Raw genomic sequence first — 22,727 nt, 5'->3', positions numbered from 1 at the left:
TTTATTGGAGCGCGGCGCACTGCGCCTCGATGCGCCCGAGCAGTTCGGTGCATCGGTCGATCAGCGCGAGCCCTTCGCGCCGCCTGACTTCACGACTCTTGTTCGGCAAATCGCGCCGGAATTCTTCGAGCGCGTCCAGCAACGGCCTGTATTGCAGCACGCTCGCCGCGCCCAGCACGCGGTGATGCCATTCGCGCAGATGCTCGATGGTGCCGCGCTCCAGCAACGGCTCGAGCGCTTCGAGGTCGTCGCGGAACGAGGTGACGAAGGCATCGAGCAATGCCTTCACGGTGGCCTCGCTGCCCCAAAGCTGCGCCATGCCGCTCAAGTCTATTTCGGCGTCGCGATCGAGCCTTGCGTCCGCCGCGCGCTGCTTCCGCGCTTCATGTCTGCGCTCGGGGCGCCCCGACGCCTTCCAGCGGTTCAGATGCTCCCGCAATGTCGCGAGCCGCGTCGGTTTGATCAGGAAATCGTCCATGCCGGCTTCGCGGCATCGGGTCGCCTCGCTCGAACATGTGCTCGCGGTGATGGCGAGAATCGGCAAGTGATGCGACGTGCCCTGTTCCTTCGCCCGCACGCGCCGCGCCAACTCGTAGCCGGTCATGTTCGGCATGTGGCAATCGGTAATCAGGAAACCGTAGCGTGTCGTCTCGAGAGCGGCTAACGCTTCCGCTCCGTCCTGCACGACATCGCACGCAAAGCCGAGCAGCGAAAGCTGATGTCGGATCAGTTCCTGATTCACGGGATGATCTTCCGCGACGAGCACGAGCTTGCCTTCGTGCAGCGCGTCTTCGCGGCCGGGCGCTTCCATGCGTGCCTCGTGGCCGAGCGTGCCATGCGCCGCGACTTGCGGCATGCCCGTGAGCGCCGCCACGCACGCGGCGCCAAGGCCGCGCCACGATAGGGGATTTACGCTAACGCGAATGTCGTCTTCCAGGATGCGATAGCCCGTGGGCTTCGGCTTCTCGGTGACATGGATCACGCGCGAGCCAAGCGGCAGCGTGTCTTTGCGCGTATCGCTGAAAAATACGAGATCGACGCCATCGAAGGTTTCGAGCCGCCGCAAGCGCGGATCATCCGGCTCCATGCGCTGCAGTTCGAGTCCGAGCGCCTGACCGTAACCGAGCAGCGCCGCCGCGACGCGCGAGTCGTCGATCGCGACGATGCCACGCCTCCCGCGCAAGCCTTCCATTTGATATTGCTGAGTCTCGACCGGCATCTTGAGGCGAACGGTCATCGACGTGCCGGCGCCCACTTCGCTTTGCAGCGTGAGCGTGCCGCCCATGAGGTCGACCAGCCGGTGGCAGATGGTGAGTCCGAGCCCCGTGCCGCCGAAGCGGCGCGTGGTGGAGGTTTCGGCCTGCACGAAAGGTTCGAAGAGCCGCGCCTGCGCTGTGGGATGAATGCCGATGCCCGTATCGCTGACGCAGAGCTCGATGACTTGTTCCGATGCAGACTGCTCGACCGCCCGCACGTGCAGCGAGACTTCGCCCCTTATCGTGAACTTGATCGCGTTGCTCATCAAATTGAAGAGAATCTGTCGCAGGCGCACGCTGTCGCTGCGAACGGACGCCGCCACATCCGGCGCAACATCCACGCGCACCCTCAAGCCCTTTTCGTGCGCCCGCCCGGCGAGCAAGCCGACGGCACTGTCGACGAGTTCGCGCAAGTCGATCGGCGTGGATTCGATGACCAGCCGCCCCGCCTCGATCTTCGTGTAGTCGAGCAGGTCATCGAGGATTTGCAGCAGCGCGCTCGCCGAATCCTGAATCATGCCGAGCATTTGCGACTGGTCAGGATTGAGCGGCGTGTTCTCGATGACCTCGACGAGTCCCAGCACGCCGTTCATCGGCGTGCGGATCTCGTGGCTCATCATCGCGAGGAAATCGTCCTTCGCGCGCGACGCGGCTTCGGCCGCATCTCGCGCACGGGCAAGTTCCTCGGCACGCGCGTGCTCGACGCTGGCGTCGGCCCAATAGCCGCTCCAGACGACCGAGTCGTCGTCTTCGCGATGCGCGACCAGATCCGCGCGTATCCAGCGCGTGACGCCTTTGACGGTGGAAGGGAATTCGGTGTGCACGGGGTCCAGCGTGCGCGACGACGCTTCGATCTCGCGGAAGAGCCGCCCGCTGTCTTGTGCGTCGACGTGCTGCAGAATCGTGGTCGGATCGTCGGCGAGCGCCGCGAGATCGAGGCCGAGCAGTTGCCGCGTGTCACCGTCGATGTAAGGGAGGCTGTATTTGCCGCTGCTCGTGCGGCGCAACTGAAAAACGACCGCTGGCAGGGATCGCGTCACGTCGTGAAGGCGCTGCTCGGTCTGGCGCGCGTGCATTTCGGCATTCCGAATGTCGGTGATATCGATCATTGTCCCGACGACGCCCATGCGCTCACCGTTGGCCGCCGAGAACGCGCCCGTCCAGAAGAGTCCGCAACGCGGGCGGCCGCGATTATCGACGAATTCCGCCTCGACCTCCTGCCCCTGCCCTGACTGCAGCGTGGCGGCGGAGATCTCGTTCACGAGCCGGCTGTGTTTCTCGCCCCACGCGCCCGCTTCAATGCTCGTGCGCCCGATGACGTCCTCGCGCCGCACGCCGAGCGCCGCTTCGAAGGCGCGGTTCACCGCGATGTAGCGGTTCTCCATATTCTTCGCGACGAGCGGATACGGGACGACTTCCATCATCGTCTGCTGAAAGCTCAACTGGGTCGCGAGACGCTGCTCCGTCTCGATGCGACGGTTCATCTCGCGCTGAAGGAGAATGAACGCCCTAAGCGTGACCGCCAGAACGGCCGCGACACCGATCAACACAGGCAGCAAACGAAGCGCGCTGATATCCCAGACCGCCGCCAGCGGCGCGCTTGCGGGCCGCGACTGCGCCGCGCCGGACGCGAAGCATAGCGGTGAGACAAGAAGGCTGACGACGAACCAACAGCGTGCGAGCAACGATCTCAATTCGACTCTCTCAGAAGATGCGCGCTCCGATGCGCGCGCCTTATGGCGCGGACTGCACCGAGCGATCTCGATGACCAACTTAAGAGTCTGATCGTGCGTGCAACAGAGGAAAATCAGAGGCGTCCGAAATATTTCTTATGGCGCTCCGAAAATGCGGAATCTTGGTACTCAGACGAGCCCGACTTGACGCAAGTATTCGACGAGTTCGCCTTCCGACTCGAGCCCGAGCTTGCGCATGCCACTGCGCTTTTGCGTGGCGATGGTCTTGCTGCTTCGTCCGAAGCGCCTGGCGATTTCATGCACCAGCAGGCCGCTCGCGTACAGCCGGAAAACTTCCCACTCGCGCTTGCTCAGTACGCCGGCCAGCGCCGGCGCCGTACCGGGGAGCCGGGCGACCGCTTCGTCCACTGAAGGCGAAAGGAAGCAGCGACCTTCCCGCGTGGTGGATACGGCTTCAAGAAGACACTGGAGGGAATCGCGCTTGTCGACGATGCCGTCGATTCCCAATTGAATGAGACCGGCCAACATGCGGTTATGTGACATCATGGTGACGACGATCACGCGGGGCCGGGTTTTCTGCCACAGGAAACGCTTGAGAAACGCGATCGAATTGCTTTCCCCGTCAATGCCTTGCATGCCGATATCGGCGAAGATGTAATCGCACGGCACGGATGCGGCCGCTTCGGCCAATTGCGATGAGTTCTGCGCAGTGGCGACCACTCGAATTGCGCCGTCTCGCTCCAGATAAGTCGCAATCCCCTTGACGACTGCCGGATGATCGTCCGCAACGATGGCCCTCAGCGGCGAATGTTCTCTCATTTGCATCTTATTGGTCTGATAGCGAGTAACCGTCCGGTGGACGGCGCGCTGCGCTCCCTGCACTCGCTTTTATTCTTGAGGCGATTACTGCTTGCTCTCAGAGCAGATCGCTGTCGGCAATGAATCGGTAAAGATCGGCGTCAGTCGACAAATCCAGCTTGCGCATGGCCGCGCATTTTTGAGCGCTAATGGTCTTCACGCTGCGGTCCAGTTCTTTCGCGATTTCCGTCACGTTCGCGCCTCGCGCATAACGCTCGATGACTTCGAGTTCCCGCGTCGTCAGGCGCTGGCGAATGAAGCGGGCGCGGCTCTCGACATTCGCTACCGCCATGGTTCGCCGCACGGCTGGGCCGAGGTACGTTTCGTTGGCGATGGCCGATACGATGGCGACGTACACCAGATCGAGCCGGTCTTCCTTGCTCAGGAACGCGTGCGCGCCGGCGTCCAATGCTTGCCTGACGAGTGCCGCATTATCATTGCGCGACAGAACGATAATGCGAACGTCCGGATAACAATGCGCGATGTGTTGAATGAGCTGTATGCCGTCTCCGTATCGGCCGCCCGGCATATAAAAATCCACGAGAGCGACATCGCAATCGCCGCGTGTCAGCGAATCATCCAATTGCGTGGAATTGGCGCTTCGGCTGACGACTTCCACGTTCGGAAAGTTCGCTGCAAGCCGCTCGATTGCCAGAATGACGAGCGGATGGTCGTCCGCAATTGCCAACCTTATACGCCGCGCACGCGAGAAGACCTCGCTACCATTCCCGAATTCCATCGACACGAACCCTTAGTTATGAAGTCCGACACGCAGACCTGATCCCGAATATAAGCATCGGGCACCAACCCCCTAAAAGACATAAGATGCATCTGAATTGGAAATGCGGTCCTACGCAAATCAGCATAGTCCGCGTGCCCGCACGAACGCGAAGAGACCGGGATCGTTCTTCACGCCGAGCTTGTTCATTGCATCGCGTTTTTGTCGGCTGATGGTCCGCACGTCGCGCTGCAGCTCTCTCGCGATCTCGGTGATGGAGCGGCCTTTCGCGAATAGCTTCACCACTTCGATTTCCCTCGGGGAGAGGCGTGGCGCATCGGGCGAAGAATGCGTTTCGGCGCCGGCCTCCGCGAGCGCCGCGCGAAACGATGCACTCACGTAGCGGCGGCCGACGCTCGCTTGCTTCACAGCACTCGGGACGAGTTCAATGGGTTCGGCCTTGTCGACGAGGGCCATTGCGCCGGCATTCAGAATCGAGCGGAGAATGGCAACATTGCTGACGCTAGTCAGCACGACAATGCTTATGTCTGGCCAATCCTGCCTGACCTTGCGGATCAGGCAAAGCCCGTCCTGTGCGTCGCACCCCGGCTCGGGCATGGCGAAATCGGTGACGAGCACATCGCACGGTGCCTTTCGGAGCTCAGTAAGCAAAGTACTGGCATTTCTGGCTTCGCCCGTGACGAACAATCCTTCGTCCGCATTGATAAGCGCCTTCATTCCAAGGACTACGAAAGGATGGTCGTCGGCCAACACTACACGAAGCATCAATAGGCCCTCGGCTGTTTTCTATGTTTAGTGGCGCTTTTCGACGCTCGCGACGTCGCAACGCCATGCATTCGCTCGCAGATTAACGCCCTGACGCGCACGTAAAATCGAGCACGCATGCAATCAGCGTTATTGAATCTTACGTATTCTCAGAATCGCGTTTCCGCAATTAGATGACAAACCGCAAACATAGCTCTCTCAGCATTTCAGAATATTTTCCATCAAAATAAGTTCTGGGCTATTTCGAAACCATCGGACTAGTCCGATTACGCCTGATGCGAATATGTGCCGAATGACAGCGATTCACCCAGCAGCCTTCCAATCGCCGCCAGTAAATAGCGAATGCACGTCGGAAACTGCCAAAAAACACTGAGAGAAATAAAAAACGGGCCTCCTGCCAGAAGCAGAAGGCCCGTTTTCTCGATGCGTCGCGCGCCGAAGCGCTTATCAGAACGGAATGTCGTCGTCCATGTCGTCGAAGCCGCCGCCCGCAGGCGCGCTCGGACGGCTCGCGCCGCCACCGGAGCCGCCCGCACGTCCGCCGCCCGCGCCCGAAGGCGCCCGGCCACCGCCGCCGCCGGAGCGTTCCATCGGCGCGCTGCGGCTGTAGCCGCCATCGTCGCCGCCGCCGCCCGCGCCGCCGCGACCGCCCAGCATTTGCATCTGGTCAGCGACGATTTCGGTCGAATAGCGTTCTTGTCCCGATTGATCGGTCCACTTGCGCGTGCGGATGCGGCCTTCGATGTACACCGACGAGCCCTTCTTCAGGTATTCGTTGACGATTTCCGCGAGCCGGCCGAAGAACGCGACACGGTGCCACTCGGTGAGCTCTTTCATCTCGCCGGACGCCTTGTCCTTGTAGCGGTCGGTCGTCGCGAGACGAATGTTGGCCACGGCGTCGCCGCTCGGAAGGTAGCGCGTTTCCGGGTCCGCGCCCAGATTGCCTACGAGTATGACCTTGTTGACAGATGCCATGATTTCTCCGGTTGATTCTTTGCCTACTGTCAGCCGTGCGGCGCTGTTCGCGCAGGCGTCGCTCTCATGCGAAGCCCGACAGCACGTCTGATTGGATTCAAATGATTAAACGTCTCTTCAAGCCGCGCGCCCGGCCTTGCGCGGCGGCGGCTTCATCCACATTGCAACGACAAGCCACGCCAGCACGAGCGCCGAGCACGAGAAGAAGACCGCGCTCGGTCCGTCCAGCTTCAGCAGCCAGCCGCCGACCACTCCGCCCAGGGCGAGGCCGATGGACTGCGTCGTATTGTAGACGCCCGCTGCCGCGCCCTTTCGCGTGCCCGGCGCGAGCTTGGACACGAGCGACGGCTGCGACGCCTCCAGCACGTTGAAGCCCAGGAAGTACACGAACAGAATCGCGGCCACGGACCATAGCGTATGGGGAGCCGCGCCCAATAACAACTGTCCGAACAGGATAAGCCCGATTGCACTGAGCATGACGGCCTTCATCTTGCCGCGCTTCTCGGCCGCGATGATCGCCGGCACCATCATGACGAAAGCGAGCCCCATGACCGGCAGGTAGATTTTCCAGTGCGACGCCACCGGCAGCCCGCCCGCCTCCAAAATGCGCGGGACGACGAGAAAGAGCGCCGTCTGCGTCGCGTGCAGGACGAGCACGCCGAAATTGAGGCGCAGCAGTTCGACGTTATGCAGCACTTCGCTGAAGGGCGCCTTGACGTGCACCGGGCGCGCCGGCGGATCGGGGACGATCCACAGCACCACGCCGACCGCCACGATGGACAGCGCGCCGATCACCGTGAAAAGCCCGCTCATGCCGATCCAGTGAAAGAGGATCGGCGCGCCGACGATCGCCACCGCGAACGACACGCCGATGCTGCCGCCCACCATCGCCATGGCCTTCGTGCGGTTTTCCTCGTGCGTGAGATCGGCGATGAACGCGATCACCGCCGACGACACCGCGCCCATGCCCTGAATCACGCGTCCGGCGATGATCCACGCCATGGAATGCCCGACGGCCGCGACGAAGCTGCCGATTGCGAACACCAGCAGCCCGAACGCGATGACCGGCTTGCGCCCGAGCTTGTCGGAGATCCAGCCGTAGAAGATATAGAGCATCGACTGCGTGACGCCGTAAGCGCCCAGCGCAATGCCGACGAGCAGCACGTTGTCGCCGCCGGGAATCGTTTTCGCGTAGACGGAGAAGACCGGCATGATCATGAAGAGACCGAGCATGCGCAGCGCGAAGATGGCAGCGAGCGACACGGTCGCGCGCAATTCCGGCGCGGAGAGACGTGCGGACGTGGCAGACGGATTGGACATCAGAGACGGGAAATGAATGAGGGTCGCGTCTGGCCCGGCCTTTTGCGACGTCAGGCGCGGCCGCCTTGTTCTTGCTCGAAACGGCACCATATGCAGCGGACGACTCGGCGCGCATGGCCGCTGCCCGCTGCGCCGGCAAGACCGCCGCAAGGCCCGCGGCGAGCGGCCTGGGCCCGTCCGCGGCACGGGGTGCGCGGGCGCCGCGCCCTGCAAAAGTCGTTATAGTAGCAGGTTTGGCCCCCCTCATTCCCCGCTCGTCGCCGGAACAAACTCGTGGAAGAAATTCGTATTCGTGGGGCTCGCACCCACAATCTGAAGAACGTCAGTCTCGACTTGCCGCGTCACAAGCTGATCGTGATTACGGGGTTGTCCGGGTCGGGCAAGTCGTCGCTCGCGTTCGATACGCTTTACGCCGAAGGCCAACGCCGTTACGTGGAAAGTCTCTCGGCCTACGCGCGGCAATTTCTACAGCTGATGGAAAAGCCGGACGTCGATCTGATCGAAGGTTTGTCGCCGGCTATTTCGATCGAGCAGAAAGCCACGTCGCATAATCCGCGTTCGACGGTCGGCACGGTCACCGAGATTCACGATTATCTGCGTCTTCTCTATGCGCGCGTCGGCACTCCGTATTGCCCCGATCATCTGATTCCGCTGGAAGCGCAAAGCGTCTCGCAAATGGTGGACGCCGCGCTCGCGCTGCCCGAAGAAACCAAGCTGATGATTCTCGCGCCCGTGGTCGCGGACCGCAAAGGCGAGCACGTCGAATTATTCGAGGAAATGCAGGCGCAGGGCTTCATCCGCTTTCGGATTCGCTCGGGCGGCGGCACGGCCAACGAAGGCGTCGCGAAAATCTATGAAGTCGATTCGCTGCCGAAGCTCAAGAAGAACGACAAGCACACGATCGACGTGGTGATCGACCGGTTGAAAGTGCGCCCCGACATGAAGCAGCGTCTCGCGGAATCGTTCGAGACCGCGCTGCGCCTCGCCGACGGCCGCGCGATCGCGCTCGAAATGGACACGGACCACGAGAAGCTATTTAGCTCGAAGTTTGCGTGCCCGATCTGCTCGTACTCGCTGCAGGAACTGGAGCCGCGTCTTTTCTCGTTCAACAACCCGATGGGCGCGTGCCCCGAATGCGACGGACTCGGCCAGATCACGTTCTTCGATCCGAAGCGCGTGGTCGCGCATCCGTCGCTGTCGCTGGCGGCGGGCGCGGTGAAGGGCTGGGACCGGCGCAATCAGTTCTATTTTCAGATGCTGCAGAGCCTCGCCGCATTCTACGAATTCGATATCGACGCGCCGTTCGAGGAACTGCCCGAGAAAGTGCGCAAGACGCTGCTCTTCGGCTCGGGCAAGCAGGCCATTCCGTTCTCGTACATCAACGAGCGCGGTCGCGCGTCGGTGCGCGAGCATGCGTTCGAAGGCATCATCCCGAATCTGGAGCGGCGCTACCGCGAGACGGATTCGACCGCCGTGCGCGAAGAACTGGCGAAATACCAGAACAATCAGCCGTGCCCGGCGTGCGAAGGCACGCGTCTGCGGCGCGAGGCGCGGTTTGTCAAGGTCGGCTCGGGCGATCAGGCGCGCGGCATCTACGAAGTGAGCGGCTGGCCGCTGCGCGACACGCTCGGCTACTTTCAGACGCTGCGTCTGGACGGCGCGAAGGGCGAGATCGCCGACAAGGTCATCAAGGAAATCGTCGCGCGTCTGTCGTTCCTCAATAACGTCGGGCTGGATTACCTGTCGCTGGAACGCAGCGCGGAGACGCTCTCCGGCGGCGAAGCGCAGCGCATCCGGCTCGCATCCCAGATCGGCTCGGGGCTGACAGGCGTGATGTACGTGCTGGACGAGCCGTCCATCGGCCTGCATCAGCGCGACAACGACCGTCTGATCGACACGCTCAAGCATCTGCGCGATATCGGCAATTCGGTGATCGTCGTCGAGCACGACGAAGACATGATCCGCATGGCCGATTACGTGGTCGACATGGGTCCGGGCGCGGGCGAGCACGGCGGCGTGATCGTCGCGGAGGGCACGCCGCTTCAGGTGCAGAAAGACCCGAACTCCATCACGGGACAATATTTGTCCGGCAAGCGCACGATCAGCTATCCGGAAAAGCGCAATGCGCCGGACGAGCGGCGGCTGCGCATCGTCGAGGCGCACGGCAATAACCTCAAGCACGTCACGCTCGATCTTCCGGTCGGCCTTTTGACATGCGTGACGGGCGTTTCCGGTTCGGGCAAGTCGACGCTCATCAACGACACGCTTCAGCACGCGGTCGCGCAGCACTTGTATGGCTCGTCGACGGAGCCGGCGCCGTACGAATCCATCGAAGGTCTGGAGCACTTCGACAAGGTGATCGCCGTCGATCAATCGCCGATCGGCCGCACGCCGCGCTCGAATCCGGCCACTTACACCGGCCTGTTCACGCCCATTCGCGAACTGTTCGCGAGCGTGCCGGCGGCGAAGGAGCGCGGCTACGAAGCGGGCCGCTTCTCGTTCAACGTCAAGGGCGGACGCTGCGAAGCCTGTCAGGGCGACGGCGTGCTGAAGGTGGAAATGCACTTTCTGCCGGACGTTTATGTGCCTTGCGACGTGTGCCACGGCAAGCGTTACAACCGCGAGACGCTCGATATCCAGTACAAAGGCAAGAACATCAGCGAAGTGCTCGACCTCACGGTGGAAGCCGCGCACGAGTTCTTCAAGGCGGTGCCGGTCGTCGCGCGCAAGCTGAAGACGCTGCTCGAGGTGGGCCTCGGCTACATTCGCCTCGGCCAGTCGGCGACCACGCTTTCGGGCGGCGAAGCCCAGCGCGTGAAGCTTTCGCTGGAACTGAGCAAGCGCGATACCGGTCGGACGCTATATATCCTCGACGAACCGACGACCGGCCTGCACTTCCACGACATCGCGCTCTTGCTCGAAGTGATCCACCGGTTGCGAGATCAGGGCAACACAGTCGTCATCATCGAGCATAATCTGGACGTGATCAAAACCGCCGACTGGGTGATCGACCTCGGTCCGGAAGGCGGCGCGGGCGGCGGGCAGATCATCGCGCAAGGGACGCCGGAGCAGGTCGCGAAGTCGAAGGCGAGCTTCACGGGCCGCTACCTCGCGCCGCTGCTCCAGCGTCCGAAGTCGGCCGCCTGACAACCGCCGCAGCCCGGCGGCAAGAACAACCGTGGTAGGCAGCAGCGAAAAGGGAACGCAGTCATGGGGAAGCGCAACGAAGCGGCCAACGAGGAGCGACGCGTACGGGACATGCCGGCGCGCCCCGTCAGGCTGACGAGCGACATGAGCCTGCCCAAGCTCCCCGCCGTGGAGATCGGCAGTTACATCGCGGCGTTCCTCGCCATATTCCTCGTGTTGCACCTCAAGCTCTTGGGCGCGCTGCTCGCCGGCATGCTCGTGTTCCAGCTGGTGCACATGATCGCGCCCGTCATCGAGCGGCACGTGATGAGCAAGGGCGCGCGGCTGATCGCGGTCGTGCTGATCTCGGCCATCATCATCGGCGGGCTGACCGGCCTTACCATCGCGACGATCGAGCATTTCGAGCACGACGTCCCGAGCCTCCAGCGGCTGCTGGACCAATTGGTGAGCGTCACATCGCATGCGCGGCTGCGCGTGCCGGACTGGATCGCCAACTATCTGCCGGTCGACGCCGGCCAGATGAAGGAACGCGCCGCCGAACTCATGCGCAAGCATTCGGAGCAGTTGCAGGAAGGCGGCCGCGACATGGCGCGCGGCTTCGGGCACATTTTGATCGGCATGATCATCGGCGCGATCATCGCGGTGGGCGCGCCGAAGCAGACGCATCGGCTGCCGCTTTCGACGGCGCTCGTCACGCGCGTCTCGCGTTTTGCCGACGCGTTCCGCCGCATCGTGTTCGCGCAGATCAAGATTTCGGCGATCAACGCCGCGTTCACCGCGCTCTATCTTCTCGTCGCGCTGCCGCTCTTTCACGAGCGCCTGCCGCTCTCCAAGACGCTGGTGTTGATCACGTTCATCCTCGGGCTCTTGCCAGTCATCGGCAATCTGATCTCGAACACGATCATCGTCGCGATCTCGTTTTCGGTGTCGTTCGGCACGGCGGTCGCGTCGCTCGGCTTTCTCATCGTCATTCACAAGCTCGAATACTTCCTGAACGCGCGAATCATCGGCGGGCAGATCGAGGCGCGCGCGTGGGAACTCCTGCTTGCCATGCTGGCGATGGAAGCCGCATTCGGCTTGCCGGGTGTCATCGCCGCGCCGATTTTCTATGCGTACATCAAGCGCGAGCTGATCTATCTGCGGCTCGTCTGACCACAGCCGCCCAGAAGCAAAAAAGCCCGCTCGATCCGAAGACCAGCGGGCTTTCTTGCGTTTGGCGTCTAGCAGCGTCCAGCAGCGTCTAGCGGAACACGACCGTCTTGCTTCCGTTCAGGACGATGCGATGCTCCACATGCCATTTCACCGCTCGCGCGAGCGTCACGCACTCGACGTCGCGGCCGATCGCCGTCAACTGATCCGGCGTCATGCTGTGGTCCACGCGCTCCACTTCCTGCTCGATGATCGGGCCTTCGTCCAGATCCGTCGTCACATAGTGCGCGGTTGCGCCGATCAGTTTCACGCCGCGGTCGAACGCCTGATAGTACGGCTTCGCGCCCTTGAAGCTCGGCAGGAACGAGTGGTGGATGTTGATCGCGCGGCCGGCGAGCTTGTCGCACATGTCGGGCGACAGAATCTGCATGTAGCGCGCGAGCACGACGAGATCGGTATCGTGCTGGTCGATGATCTCCATCACGCGCGCTTCCTGCGCGGCCTTCGCCTGCGCGGTGCCGCCGTTGAGCGGCAAGTGGTGGAACGGAATGTCGTAGCTCGCGGCGAGCTGATAAAAATCCTTGTGGTTCGAGACGATCGCCGGAATCTCGATCTGCAACTGCCCCGTGCGATAGCGGAACAGCAGGTCGTTCAGGCAATGGCCGATCTTCGACACCATGATGACGACGCGCGGCTTCGCCAATGCATCGTGCAATTCCCAGCGCATGCCGAACTCATCGGCGAGCGTCGCGAACGACTTGCGCAGCGCGTCGAGGCCCGGGTCGCCGCCCACTTCCTGAAAATGCACCCGCATGAAGAATTCGCCGGTGCGGCTGTCGCCGAATTGCGCCGAATCGAGAATGTTCGCGCCGAGATCGAACAGAAAGCCGGAGACGGCATGCACGATTCCCGGCCGGTCCGGGCACGACAACTTCAGGATAAAACTATGTTCGGTCGACATGAACCGGTTACTCCTTCCTCAATGCGTTGATGCTCGATGTTCAAACGGGCGGCGGCGCGTAAAGCGCCTCGATTCCCTGACAGGCGTCTTCGTCGATCCAGCGATGGCGCAGCAGGCAGTCGAGCGTCGCAAGGCTCGCATCGACGGTCATCTCGCCTTCTTCGATCCAGCGCGCGACTTCGTCGATGCTCGCCTCGCGATGCTCGGCGACTTCGCCATCCTGATTGCGCGGCGTGAAGTCCGGCGGCAAGGCGATGTCGTACACGAAGATCTGTTCGGCCTGCGTGCCTTCCGGCGCCGATTGCAGGACGTGGAACGTGCCGCCGGGCGTCGCGGTCATGGCCAGCTCTTCGGGCATGCCCGCTTCTTCCCAGCATTCTTTCGCGAGCGTCGGCATGAGCCCGTAGCCCCAGCCGATGCCGCCCGCCACCACGTTGTCCAGCATGCCGGGATCGGTCGACTTGGTGTGGCTGCGCCGCGCGATCCAGAGCCGCGGCGCGCTATCCCGATATTTTACGATGCCGTTCACATGCACCGCGTAAGTGATCGTGCCGAAGAAGCGCGAGGCCGCGCGTTCGATGAACGCGAGCGGCGCGGCGTCGAAGTGATTGCGGATCGCGTACGTCTCGTCGCGCCAGCCGGGAATATTGCCGTCGGCGTGCAGCGCGGCGATGACCGTGGCGAGCGCCGCGCTGCGCTTATCGATATCGTCGAGCGACACGTTCAGGCGCACGGCGTCGTCGCCAATCACGAATGTTTCCGGCCAGCGCGCGAGCAACGCGACATCCGTCTTGCGAATCCAGCCGACGCGTTCATCGCCGATAAAGAACGGCGCGTGCGCGGCGGCGTCGAAACGGCGGGCGGCGACGAGGCAAGGCAAAGTCATGAAAGCTCCGGCGAGACCGTGATGAAGTAAGGACGCGCGCAGGCGCGGCGCGGCACAGCGAAATCAGTCGCGCAGCGCCACGCGAATGCCGAGCGCGATGAAGGTCACGCCCGCGAGCCGATCCAGCCAGACGCCCACGCGCGGACGGCGCTTGAGCCACGCGCCGATCATCCCCGCGCCGATGCCGAAAAGCGAGAACACCGCGACGGTCTGCAACATGAACACGCCGCCCAACTCGAACATCTGGAGCATCACGCTTTGCGCGCCGTGCGGATCGACGAACTGCGGCAGGAACACGATGAAGAACAGCGTGACCTTAGGATTGAGCATGTTGCCGAGCACGCTCTGGCGGAACACGGTCGACAGCGGCTGACTCGGTCGCGCGTGCGCCGTCGCGAGACCGTGGCTGCGCAGCGCCTTGATGCCGATCCACACGAGATACGCCGCGCCCGCGAACTTCACCGCCTGAAACGCGAGCGGCGACGAGCGCAAGAGCGCCGCGACGCCCAGAGCGGCGAGCGTCGTATGAAAGATCACGCCGCATGCGAAACCCAGCGCCGCGACGACGCCCGCGAGCCGGCCTTGCGAGATGCCGCGCGCGAGCACTTGCAGATTGTCCGGCCCCGGCGCGATGGTGATTGCCACCGATGTCGCCAGAAACAGCAGCACGTGCGGCATCAATGGCCTCCGAACTCGCAGACCGTGTAGAGCGGCAAGCCGCCGTCGCGCAGCAGCTTCGAGCCGCCGAGGTCGGGCAAGTCGATGATCGCCGCCGCTTCGACGACCTGCGCGCCGAGCCGCTCCAGCAAGATCTTGCCGGCCATCATCGTGCCGCCGGTCGCCACCAGATCGTCGACGATCACCACGCGATCGCCGGGCTGGCACGCGTCCTCGTGAATCTCGACCGTCGCGCTGCCGTATTCCAGTTCGTACGACTGCGAGAGCGTCTTGTACGGCAGCTTGCCCTTCTTTCTAATCGGCACGAAACCGAGACTCAGCTCGTACGCGAGAATCGGCCCGATGATGAACCCGCGCGCATCCATGCCCGCGATGACGTTCAGGTTCGCGTCGATATAACGCTGCACGAACAGGTCGATGAGCGTGCGCAGCGCGCGGCGGTCCTGCAGGACAGGCGTGATATCGCGAAACTGGACGCCGGCTTGTGGCCAGTCTTCGACCGTGCGCACGCGCTCCTTGATGAACCGCGCGGCATCTGACGATGCAGACGAAGCGCTCGATGAAATGGTGGACATGACTTCTCCGGAAATCCGCGCTGCGAGGCCGCGCTTGCCTGATGAAGAGAACGTTAGGCTGCCCGGCGATTGCGCGAAAGCCGTTCCTCGGCCTGCGCGAGCACTTCGGGCAGGCCGCGCAACACGACGATGTCGTTCGCGCGGAGCCTGGTTTCGGGGTCCGGCTGGACGCCCCGGATGCCGTGACGGCGAATGGCGGTCACTTCGACACCGTTGCCGACGAGACCGAGATCGTCGAGCGAATGCCCGACCGCCTCCGAATGTTCGTCGATCGGTACGGATTGTAGCCGCACCTGCTCGTGGCCATCGTCGTCGTCGAGGTCGTCCGCGCCGTGAAAATAGCCGCGCAACAGGCTGTAGCGCGCATCGCGCATTTCTTCCACGCGCCGCACGACGCGGCGCATCGGCACGCCCATCAGCACGAGCGTATGCGAGGCGAGCATCAGACTGCCTTCGACGATCTCCGGAATCACTTCCGTCGCGCCCGCGGCGGTCAGCTTTTCGAGATCGGCGTCGTCCACCGTGCGCACGATCACCGGCAGCGTCGGCGCAAGTTCGTGGATGTTGTGCAGCACGCGCATGGCCGACGGCGTGTTCGCGTACGTGATCGCGACCGTCGCCGCGCGGTTCAGCCCCGCCGCGACGAGCGATTCGCGCCGCCCGGCATCGCCGAACACGACCGATTCGCCCGCCGCCGCGGCAGCCGCCACGCGATCCGGGTCGAGATCGAGCGCCACGTACGAAATGCCTTCCTGTTCCAGCATGCGCGCGAGGTTCTGCCCGGCGCGGCCATAACCGCAAATGATGACGTGGCCGCTCTGCTTGAGGCTTTGCGTCGCGATCTTCGTCATTTGCAGCGATTGCAGCATCCATTCCGTCGACGACAGCCGCAGCACGATTCGGTCCGCGTTCTGGATGATGAACGGCGCGGCGAGCATGGAGAGCAGCATCGCGGAAAGGAGCGCCTGAAGAATGGTGGCATCGACCAGATGCGAATCCAGAATGAGGTTCAGGAGCACGAAGCCGAATTCGCCCGCCTGCGCGAGCCCGAGCCCGGTGCGCATGGCGACGCCGGGCGGCGAGCCGAACAGGCGCGCGAGGCCGGTGATCATCACGGCTTTCAGCAGAATCGGCACGACGAAAAACGCGAGCACGAGAAGCGGGTGCTCCCAGATCACGCGCGGATTGAGCAGCATGCCGGTCGTCACGAAGAATACGCCGAGCAGCACGTCGCGAAACGGCTTGATGTCTTCTTCCACCTGATGCCGGTACGGCGTTTCCGCGATCAGCATGCCCGCGATGAACGCGCCGAGCGCGAGCGACAGCCCGAACTTGTCCGTGATGAACGCCGCGCCGAGCGTCACCAGCAGCAGGTTCAGCATGAACAGCTCTTGCGAGCGCCGCCGCGCGACGAGATCGAACCAGCGCGTCATGAACTTCTGGCCGAGGAACAGCAAAACCGTCAGCGCGACGACGATCTTTACCGCCGCGATGCCGAGCCACATCACCAGTTGCGACGAATTGCCGTTCGCGAACGCCGCGATGATGATGAGCAGCGGCACGACCGCGAGATCCTGGAACAGCAGCACGCCGAAGATATTGCGGCCGTGCTCCGATTCCAGTTCTAGCCGCTCCGCGAGCAGCTTGCTGACGATGGCGGTGGAAGACATGGAAAGCGCGCCGCCGAGCGCGAAGCTCGCCTGCCACGACATCGTGGTCCAGAAATGCGCGATCCACCCGACGACGAGCGCGAACACGATCGTCGCGCCAACCTGGCTCGCGCCGAGCCCGAAGACGATGCGCCGCATCGAGCGCAGCTTCGCGAGCGAGAATTCGAGACCGATGGAGAACATCAGGAACACGACGCCGAATTCGGCGAGGTGCTGCGCGCGCTCGGTATCCGGTGCGATACCGGCCGCGTGCGGACCGACGATAATGCCGACCGCCAGATAACCGAGCATCGGCGGCAAGTTGAAAAAACGAAATACGACGACGCCCGCCACCGAACACAGCAGCAACAACAGCGTCATTTCGAGCGGAGAAGTCATCCGTCCAGCGTCCTCGTCGTCAGCGCGCCGATACGTGTCCGGCGCGGCGTTTTCGGTGTCGTGGGAAGCCCCTGATGCCAGGGCTCGCGGGGGCGGATAAGCGGCGGCGCGCCGCGCACCGTAAGGCGCGGCGAAGAAACGCCTTTGCTATACTCCGCGAATGATAGCGAAAATCAATGGCGACCGGGCACTGGCGCTGGCTCGCAGCGTAATCCAGATCGAAGCGGACGCGGTTCGCGGTCTCTCGGACCTTCTCGACGACAACTTCACCAACGCAGTCGAAGCCCTGCTCGGCTGTCGCGGCCGCGTGGTTGTGTCGGGTATCGGCAAGTCGGGACACGTCGCGCGCAAGTTCGCTGCCACGCTCGCGTCCACCGGCACGCCGGCGTTTTTCGTGCATCCGGCTGAAGCCAGCCACGGCGATCTCGGCATGGTGACCGCCGATGACATTTTCATCGCTCTATCGAACTCCGGCGAGACCGAAGAACTCGTCGCCATTCTCCCGCTCATCAAGCGCCTCGGCGCGAAACTCATCGCCATTACGGGCCGTCCGGAGTCGAGCCTCGCGCAACTCGCGGACATGCACCTGAACGCGCGCGTCGAAAAAGAAGCCTGCCCGATGAACCTCGCGCCGACCGCCAGCACGACCGCCGCGTTGGCGCTCGGCGACGCGCTCGCCGTCGCGGTCCTCGACGCACGCGGTTTCGGCCCCGACGACTTCGCGCGCTCGCATCCCGGCGGCGCGCTCGGCCGGCGTTTGCTGACCTACGTGCGCGACGTGATGCGCGTGGGCGACGAGGTTCCGGTCGTGCCGCTCGACGCGACCGTTTCAGACGCCCTTTTTCAGATCACCGCCAAGCGCATGGGCATGACGGCGGTCATCAACGGCAATCGCCACGTGGAAGGCATCTTCACGGACGGCGATCTGCGCCGCATTCTCCAGCGCGACGGCGACTTCCGCTCGCTTAAGCTCGCAGACGTGATGACGCGCAATCCGCGCACCATCGGTCCGGACCATCTCGCGGTCGAAGCCGTGGAACTGATGGAGCGCCATCGCATCAATCAGATGCTGGTCGTCGATGCCGATGCGACGCTGATCGGCGCACTGAACATGCACGACCTCTTCTCCAAGAAGGTAATCTGATGGCGCAGAAGCCTTTTCCCGCCGAGCGCGCGAGCCGCATCAAGCTGATGGTGTTCGACGTCGACGGCGTTTTCACCGACGGCAGCCTGTACTTCAGCGCCGAAGGCGACACCATGAAGTCGTTCAATTCGCTCGACGGCCACGGCGTGAAGCTGCTGGAACGTATCGGCGTGCAGACGGCGATCATCACCGGGCGGCAGTCGGGAATCGTCGCGGCGCGGGCGAAGGAACTGGGCATCACGCATCTTTATCAGGGCGTCGCGGACAAGACGGTGGCGCTCGCGCAATTGCTCGACGCGACCGGCATCTCCGCCGCCGAATGCGGTTACATGGGCGACGACTGGCCCGATCTCGCCGTCATGCGCCGCTGCGGTTTCGCCGCCGCGCCGGCCAACGCGCATGCGGAAGTGAAAGAGCGCGTGCATTGGGTAACCGAAGCACGCGGCGGCCACGGCGCCGTGCGCGAAGTGTGCGATGCGATTCTGCGCGCGCAGGATGGCTATGACGCGCTGCTCGCGGCGGCGCTCGGAGACTGACGCCATGCCGCCCACCCGACGCCTCACTTCGCTGTTGCCGCTTCTCGCGATGGCGGCGCTCGCGGGCATCACGTACTGGCTGTTGCAGGCTACACTGCCTTCCGCGCCGCAAGCGCCCGAGCAGCCCAAGCGTCACACGCCCGACTACTTCGCGGATAACTTCTCCGTCTCGGAACTGGATTCCACCGGCACGACGCAGTACCGGCTGACAGCCAAATCCATGGTCCATTACGAGGACGACGAGAACAGCGACCTGACGCTGCCCGCAGTGCGCATGTTCCAGCCGCAAAAGCCTATCGTGACGGCCACGGCGCAGCGCGGCACGGTGAACGGCGACGTGTCGATCGTCAATCTCTACGACAACGCCCGCATCCTGCGCGCGGCCGGTTACGGCGATCCGCAGATGCAGGCGGATTCGCAGCATTTTCGCGTGCTGGTGAACGACGATGTCATCGAAACGGAAAAGCCGGTTAAACTTCAGCGCGGTCCGTCGGTGATGACCGCCAACGGCATGAACTACAACAACGTCACCCGGGAAATGAAGCTCTTCGGTAACGTGCGCGGCGCGATCGCGGCCACGGATATCAATGGCGGCTCCTCCAAGTGAACCCGGGATTCCATCCTGATCTTGACTGCATGAACCACAGCTTCCCTCGTCCCGATGGCGGCCCCGCGGGCGCAACGTTCGCGCATCGCACCACCGCGCGCGTGAGGTGTGTGATGCGGGCCGCGCTGGCCGCAGCCGCAGCCGCGTTCGTCGCGCTGCCGCTCGCGGGCTTCGCGCCCGCCGCGCACGCCGAAAAAGCCGACCGCGACAAGCCGCTCAACATCGAAGCGGACAACATGTCCTACGACGACCTGAACCAGAAGAACGTCTTCACCGGTCACGTCGTCGCGACCAAGGGCACCATCGTCATCAAGGCGGATCGCGTGGAAGTCACGCAGGATCCGCAGGGCTATCAGTACGCGACCGGCACGTCCACCGGCAGCAATCTCTCGTACTTCCGCCAGAAGCGCGACGGCGTCGACGAATACATCGAAGGCAACGCCGTGCGCATCGACTATGACGGCAAGAACGACTTCACCAAGCTCACGACGCGCGCCGTGGTGCGCCGCCTGCAAGGTCTGACCACGGTTCAGGACGAAGTGCGCGGCAGCGTCATCACGTACGACGGGCAGAAAGACTTCTACACGGCGAGCGCCGGCAAGGACGTGGCCGGCCCCGGCAACCCGAGCGGCCGCGTTCGCGCGATGCTCGCGCCCCGCTCCGGCGGCGCCGCGCCGCTCAACGGCTCGCCCGCGACGCTCGCGCCGTCGAACACCATTCAAGGAACGCCGCAGCAGTGAATTCGCCCGCCATGTCCCCAAGCAAGCCGGACGGCAAATCGAGTTCGCTCGTCGTCCGCAATCTGAAAAAGCGGTACGGTTCGCGCACCGTCGTGAAGGACGTCTCGCTCGACGTGAAGAGCGGCGAAGTGGTCGGTCTGCTCGGCCCGAACGGCGCGGGCAAGACCACGTCGTTTTATATGATCGTCGGCCTCGTGCCGCTCGACGCGGGCGAGATCGATCTCGACGGCAAGTCCATCAGCCTGCTGCCGATCCATCAGCGCGCGCATCTTGGGCTATCGTATCTCCCGCAGGAAGCGTCCGTGTTCCGCAAGCTCACCGTGGAGCAGAACATTCGCGCCGTGCTGGAACTGCAAACGGACGGATCGGGCAAGCGGCTGTCGAAGGACGCGATCACGCAGCGTGCCGAGGCGCTCCTCGACGAACTGCAGATTGCGCATCTGCGTGAAAATCCGGCGCTCTCGCTGTCGGGCGGCGAGCGGCGGCGCGTGGAAATCGCACGGGCGCTCGCGACGAATCCCAGTTTCATTCTGCTCGACGAACCCTTCGCGGGCGTCGATCCGATCGCCGTGCTCGAAATCCAGAAGATCGTGAAGTTCCTGAAGCAGCGCAACATCGGCGTGCTGATAACGGACCACAACGTGCGCGAGACGCTGGGCATTTGCGACCACGCTTACATCATCAGCGACGGCAGCGTGCTGGCGGCCGGCGCGCCGAGCGAGATCATCGAGAATGAGAACGTGCGACGCGTGTATCTCGGCGAGCATTTCCGCATGTAGCGCCGACGCCAGGCGCGCGGCGCATGCGGTGAATTACCGCACTGCATCGAGCGGGAACAGCAAAACTTACGTGCCGCCCTCGAGGCGGCACGCGCTTTTTTGCGCTAATTTTGGATTGGCCGCGAGGTTTCGCGCGCGTGGCAAACTCTCTACAATGAAATAAAACCTTGCCATGAAAGCCAGCCTCCAACTTCGCCTATCGCAGCATCTTGCGCTCACCCCGCAACTACAGCAGTCCATCCGGCTGCTGCAGTTGTCGACGCTCGAACTGCAGCAGGAAGTGGCAATGGCCGTCGCGCAGAACCCGCTGCTGGAAAACGACGACGACTGGATCGCGAGCCCGCTTCGCGTGGCCGCAGACGGTTCGCTGATTGCCACGGCCGGCGCGAGCAGCGCCGCCCCCGAGCCGATGATGAGCAATGGCTCCACGTCCAGCTCGTCGAGTTCCGAACGGTCGGAAAGCAGCGAGCCGCAGGGCGTCGACGAGTACAACGGCCTCGCGTCCGACGGCGGCACGGATTCGAGCAACTGGAATCTCGAAGACTACGGCCGCTCGAACAACGCCTCCGACGACGACGACCTGCCGCCGCTGCAAATCCACGAATCGACCACGACGCTGCGCGACCATCTCACCGCGCAACTGCGCATGACGCAGGCGAATCAGCGCGACCGCGCGCTGATCACGTTCCTGATCGAATCGCTGGATGAGGACGGGTATCTCACGTCGTCGCTCGAAGAAATTCAGGCAGATTTGCCGGACGAACTCGAAGTCGATGTCGACGAACTCAGCGCGGCATTGGCCTTGCTCCAGAGTTTCGACCCGCCGGGTGTCGGCGGCCGGTCGGCGTCGGAGTGTCTGAAGCTGCAATTGCTGCGGCTCGATCCGTCGCCCACGCGCACGCTTGCGCTCGAAATCGTCACGAACCATCTGGAACTGCTCGCCGCGCGCGACTTCACGCGCTTGCGCAAGCAACTGAAGGCAAGCGACGACGCGCTCCGGGACGCGCACGTGCTGATCCGGTCGCTGGAGCCGTTTCCCGGCGCCGCGTACGGCAAGAGCGAAGCGGACTACGTGGTGCCGGACATTCTGGTGCGCAAATCCGCGAGCGGATGGACCGCGGAACTGAATCCGGAGATCGTGCCGCGGCTGCGGATCAACCATCTGTACGCGAACATTTTGCGCAACAACCGTGGCGATCCGGGCAGTGGTTCATTGCGTCAACAGCTTCAGGAAGCACGCTGGCTGATCAAGAATATCCAGCAGCGTTTCGAGACGATTCTTCGCGTCGCGCAGGCGATCGTCGAGCGTCAGAAGAACTTTTTTGCGCATGGTGAAATCGCCATGCGGCCCTTGGTTTTGCGGGAGATTGCTGATACGCTGGGTTTACACGAATCGACGGTTTCCCGTGTGACTACCGGGAAGTACATGCTCACCCCATTCGGGACGCTTGAATTTAAGTACTTCTTTGGATCGCACGTTTCCACCGACACGGGCGGCGCCGCATCGTCCACGGCGATCCGGGCCCTCATCAAGCAACTGATAGGAGCGGAAGACCCCAAAACTCCTCTTTCAGACAGCCGCATCGCCGAACTGCTGGCGGAACAAGGCTTCGTGGTTGCGCGGCGCACCGTCGCCAAATACCGCGAGGCGCTGAAAATCCCCGCAGTCAATCTGCGCAAGTCTCTTTGACCCGTCTCTGTGGTTCACCGCATACCGCGGTGGACTTTTACCGGCCGCATCGCGAAAGCGCGGACGAGCCGGCCAAGCGGCCCGTTCCTTGCGCGTACAAACATCGCGCACGGCGGGACGCGTAGCCGACCGGTATCGGACGAGCCGCCGTGATTCAACGGCCCTTAGCTTGGAGAGCAA

At 63.2% G+C, this 22,727-nt stretch carries 19 protein-coding genes; 8 read left to right on the top strand and 11 right to left on the bottom strand.

The window, feature by feature from the left end:
• Position 1 precedes the first annotated feature (1 nt).
• From NCR34_RS02220 to NCR34_RS02195, 6 genes are all read right to left on the bottom strand, one after another.
• A complete protein-coding gene (locus NCR34_RS02220) occupies positions 2 to 2,950 on the bottom strand; it encodes a hybrid sensor histidine kinase/response regulator (RefSeq protein ID WP_502800032.1) in 2,949 nt (982 codons plus the stop codon).
• Positions 2,951 to 3,118: 168 nt separating this feature from the next.
• Positions 3,119 to 3,832 (bottom strand): response regulator, encoded by a 714-nt coding sequence (locus tag NCR34_RS02215; RefSeq protein ID WP_250498985.1) that lies wholly within the window; start codon positions 3,830 to 3,832, stop codon positions 3,119 to 3,121.
• A gap of 34 nt (positions 3,833 to 3,866) precedes the next feature.
• Positions 3,867 to 4,547: a response regulator gene (locus NCR34_RS02210; protein WP_248321099.1), complete on the bottom strand. Its 681-nt coding sequence runs from the start codon at positions 4,545 to 4,547 to the stop codon at positions 3,867 to 3,869.
• A gap of 120 nt (positions 4,548 to 4,667) precedes the next feature.
• Positions 4,668 to 5,312, bottom strand: coding sequence for a response regulator (locus NCR34_RS02205; protein ID WP_284506441.1), 645 nt, complete (start codon positions 5,310 to 5,312; stop codon positions 4,668 to 4,670).
• Positions 5,313 to 5,759: 447 nt separating this feature from the next.
• Positions 5,760 to 6,287: a single-stranded DNA-binding protein gene (locus NCR34_RS02200; protein WP_248321095.1), complete on the bottom strand. Its 528-nt coding sequence runs from the start codon at positions 6,285 to 6,287 to the stop codon at positions 5,760 to 5,762.
• A gap of 117 nt (positions 6,288 to 6,404) precedes the next feature.
• Positions 6,405 to 7,607 (bottom strand): MFS transporter, encoded by a 1,203-nt coding sequence (locus NCR34_RS02195; protein ID WP_206467455.1) that lies wholly within the window; start codon positions 7,605 to 7,607, stop codon positions 6,405 to 6,407.
• Between the two features lie 273 nt (positions 7,608 to 7,880).
• On the opposite strand from NCR34_RS02195, the gene uvrA reads away from it, so the two are divergent.
• Positions 7,881 to 10,754: an excinuclease ABC subunit UvrA gene (uvrA, locus tag NCR34_RS02190; RefSeq protein ID WP_250498983.1), complete on the top strand. Its 2,874-nt coding sequence runs from the start codon at positions 7,881 to 7,883 to the stop codon at positions 10,752 to 10,754.
• 63 nt (positions 10,755 to 10,817) lie between these two features.
• Positions 10,818 to 11,906 (top strand): AI-2E family transporter, encoded by a 1,089-nt coding sequence (locus NCR34_RS02185; RefSeq protein ID WP_250498982.1) that lies wholly within the window; start codon positions 10,818 to 10,820, stop codon positions 11,904 to 11,906.
• An 88-nt stretch (positions 11,907 to 11,994) separates the two neighbouring features.
• Here NCR34_RS02185 and purU read toward each other — a convergent pair whose 3' ends face one another.
• From purU to NCR34_RS02160, 5 genes are all read right to left on the bottom strand, one after another.
• A complete protein-coding gene (gene purU, locus NCR34_RS02180; protein WP_250498981.1) occupies positions 11,995 to 12,864 on the bottom strand; it encodes a formyltetrahydrofolate deformylase in 870 nt (289 codons plus the stop codon).
• Positions 12,865 to 12,904: 40 nt separating this feature from the next.
• Complete coding sequence (locus tag NCR34_RS02175) at positions 12,905 to 13,750, bottom strand: NUDIX hydrolase (RefSeq protein WP_250498980.1); 846 nt, start codon at positions 13,748 to 13,750, stop codon at positions 12,905 to 12,907.
• A gap of 63 nt (positions 13,751 to 13,813) precedes the next feature.
• Positions 13,814 to 14,428, bottom strand: a complete 615-nt coding sequence (locus tag NCR34_RS02170) for a LysE family translocator (protein WP_250498979.1) — start codon at positions 14,426 to 14,428, stop codon at positions 13,814 to 13,816.
• Positions 14,428 to 15,003, bottom strand: coding sequence for an adenine phosphoribosyltransferase (locus NCR34_RS02165; RefSeq protein ID WP_284506440.1), 576 nt, complete (start codon positions 15,001 to 15,003; stop codon positions 14,428 to 14,430). Before NCR34_RS02165 ends, NCR34_RS02170 begins: the two co-directional genes overlap by 1 nt.
• 53 nt (positions 15,004 to 15,056) lie before the next feature.
• Positions 15,057 to 17,051 carry a monovalent cation:proton antiporter family protein gene (locus NCR34_RS02160; protein WP_250498978.1) on the bottom strand — a complete coding sequence of 665 codons (1,995 nt, stop codon included), beginning with the start codon at positions 17,049 to 17,051 and terminating at the stop codon, positions 15,057 to 15,059.
• Between the two features lie 160 nt (positions 17,052 to 17,211).
• Here NCR34_RS02160 and kdsD point away from each other — a divergent pair, with 160 nt between their 5' ends.
• From kdsD to NCR34_RS02130, 6 genes are all read left to right on the top strand, one after another.
• Positions 17,212 to 18,195, top strand: coding sequence for an arabinose 5-phosphate isomerase KdsD (gene kdsD / locus NCR34_RS02155; RefSeq protein ID WP_175939340.1), 984 nt, complete (start codon positions 17,212 to 17,214; stop codon positions 18,193 to 18,195).
• Positions 18,195 to 18,731 carry a KdsC family phosphatase gene (locus NCR34_RS02150; protein ID WP_250498977.1) on the top strand — a complete coding sequence of 179 codons (537 nt, stop codon included), beginning with the start codon at positions 18,195 to 18,197 and terminating at the stop codon, positions 18,729 to 18,731. The genes kdsD and NCR34_RS02150 overlap by 1 nt, the downstream gene beginning before the upstream one ends.
• Before the next feature lie 4 nt (positions 18,732 to 18,735).
• Entirely contained in the window at positions 18,736 to 19,338 is a 603-nt protein-coding gene (gene lptC / locus NCR34_RS02145) for an LPS export ABC transporter periplasmic protein LptC (protein ID WP_250498976.1), read from the top strand.
• Positions 19,339 to 19,367: 29 nt separating this feature from the next.
• Entirely contained in the window at positions 19,368 to 20,078 is a 711-nt protein-coding gene (gene lptA, locus NCR34_RS02140; protein WP_250498975.1) for a lipopolysaccharide transport periplasmic protein LptA, read from the top strand.
• Between the two features lie 11 nt (positions 20,079 to 20,089).
• Positions 20,090 to 20,857 carry an LPS export ABC transporter ATP-binding protein gene (lptB, locus tag NCR34_RS02135; RefSeq protein ID WP_248321078.1) on the top strand — a complete coding sequence of 256 codons (768 nt, stop codon included), beginning with the start codon at positions 20,090 to 20,092 and terminating at the stop codon, positions 20,855 to 20,857.
• Between the two features lie 172 nt (positions 20,858 to 21,029).
• A complete protein-coding gene (locus tag NCR34_RS02130; RefSeq protein ID WP_250498974.1) occupies positions 21,030 to 22,547 on the top strand; it encodes an RNA polymerase factor sigma-54 in 1,518 nt (505 codons plus the stop codon).
• Positions 22,548 to 22,727: the final 180 nt, after the last annotated feature.

Origin of the sequence: Caballeronia sp. GAWG1-5s-s, assembly GCF_023631445.1 — a bacterium.
Lineage (GTDB): Bacteria > Pseudomonadota > Gammaproteobacteria > Burkholderiales > Burkholderiaceae > Caballeronia.
Note: the sequence above shows the minus strand (reverse complement) of the source record. Positions and strands in the feature narration are given on the sequence as shown.

What these genes read in the sequence shown, in the direction of transcription:
- NCR34_RS02210 (WP_248321099.1), bottom strand. Translation starts at nt 4,547, where the DNA reads ATGGAATTCGGGAATGGTAGCGAGGTCTTCTCGCGTGCGCGGCGTATA.
- NCR34_RS02205 (WP_284506441.1), bottom strand. Translation starts at nt 5,312, where the DNA reads ATGCTTCGTGTAGTGTTGGCCGACGACCATCCTTTCGTAGTCCTTGGA.
- NCR34_RS02200 (WP_248321095.1), bottom strand. Translation starts at nt 6,287, where the DNA reads ATGGCATCTGTCAACAAGGTCATACTCGTAGGCAATCTGGGCGCGGAC.
- NCR34_RS02195 (WP_206467455.1), bottom strand. Translation starts at nt 7,607, where the DNA reads ATGTCCAATCCGTCTGCCACGTCCGCACGTCTCTCCGCGCCGGAATTG.
- NCR34_RS02185 (WP_250498982.1), top strand. Translation starts at nt 10,818, where the DNA reads ATGGGGAAGCGCAACGAAGCGGCCAACGAGGAGCGACGCGTACGGGAC.
- purU (WP_250498981.1), bottom strand. Translation starts at nt 12,864, where the DNA reads ATGTCGACCGAACATAGTTTTATCCTGAAGTTGTCGTGCCCGGACCGG.
- NCR34_RS02175 (WP_250498980.1), bottom strand. Translation starts at nt 13,750, where the DNA reads ATGACTTTGCCTTGCCTCGTCGCCGCCCGCCGTTTCGACGCCGCCGCG.
- NCR34_RS02170 (WP_250498979.1), bottom strand. Translation starts at nt 14,428, where the DNA reads ATGCCGCACGTGCTGCTGTTTCTGGCGACATCGGTGGCAATCACCATC.
- NCR34_RS02165 (WP_284506440.1), bottom strand. Translation starts at nt 15,003, where the DNA reads ATGTCCACCATTTCATCGAGCGCTTCGTCTGCATCGTCAGATGCCGCG.
- NCR34_RS02160 (WP_250498978.1), bottom strand. Translation starts at nt 17,051, where the DNA reads ATGACTTCTCCGCTCGAAATGACGCTGTTGTTGCTGCTGTGTTCGGTG.
- kdsD (WP_175939340.1), top strand. Translation starts at nt 17,212, where the DNA reads ATGATAGCGAAAATCAATGGCGACCGGGCACTGGCGCTGGCTCGCAGC.
- NCR34_RS02150 (WP_250498977.1), top strand. Translation starts at nt 18,195, where the DNA reads ATGGCGCAGAAGCCTTTTCCCGCCGAGCGCGCGAGCCGCATCAAGCTG.
- lptC (WP_250498976.1), top strand. Translation starts at nt 18,736, where the DNA reads ATGCCGCCCACCCGACGCCTCACTTCGCTGTTGCCGCTTCTCGCGATG.
- lptA (WP_250498975.1), top strand. Translation starts at nt 19,368, where the DNA reads ATGAACCACAGCTTCCCTCGTCCCGATGGCGGCCCCGCGGGCGCAACG.
- lptB (WP_248321078.1), top strand. Translation starts at nt 20,090, where the DNA reads ATGTCCCCAAGCAAGCCGGACGGCAAATCGAGTTCGCTCGTCGTCCGC.
- NCR34_RS02130 (WP_250498974.1), top strand. Translation starts at nt 21,030, where the DNA reads ATGAAAGCCAGCCTCCAACTTCGCCTATCGCAGCATCTTGCGCTCACC.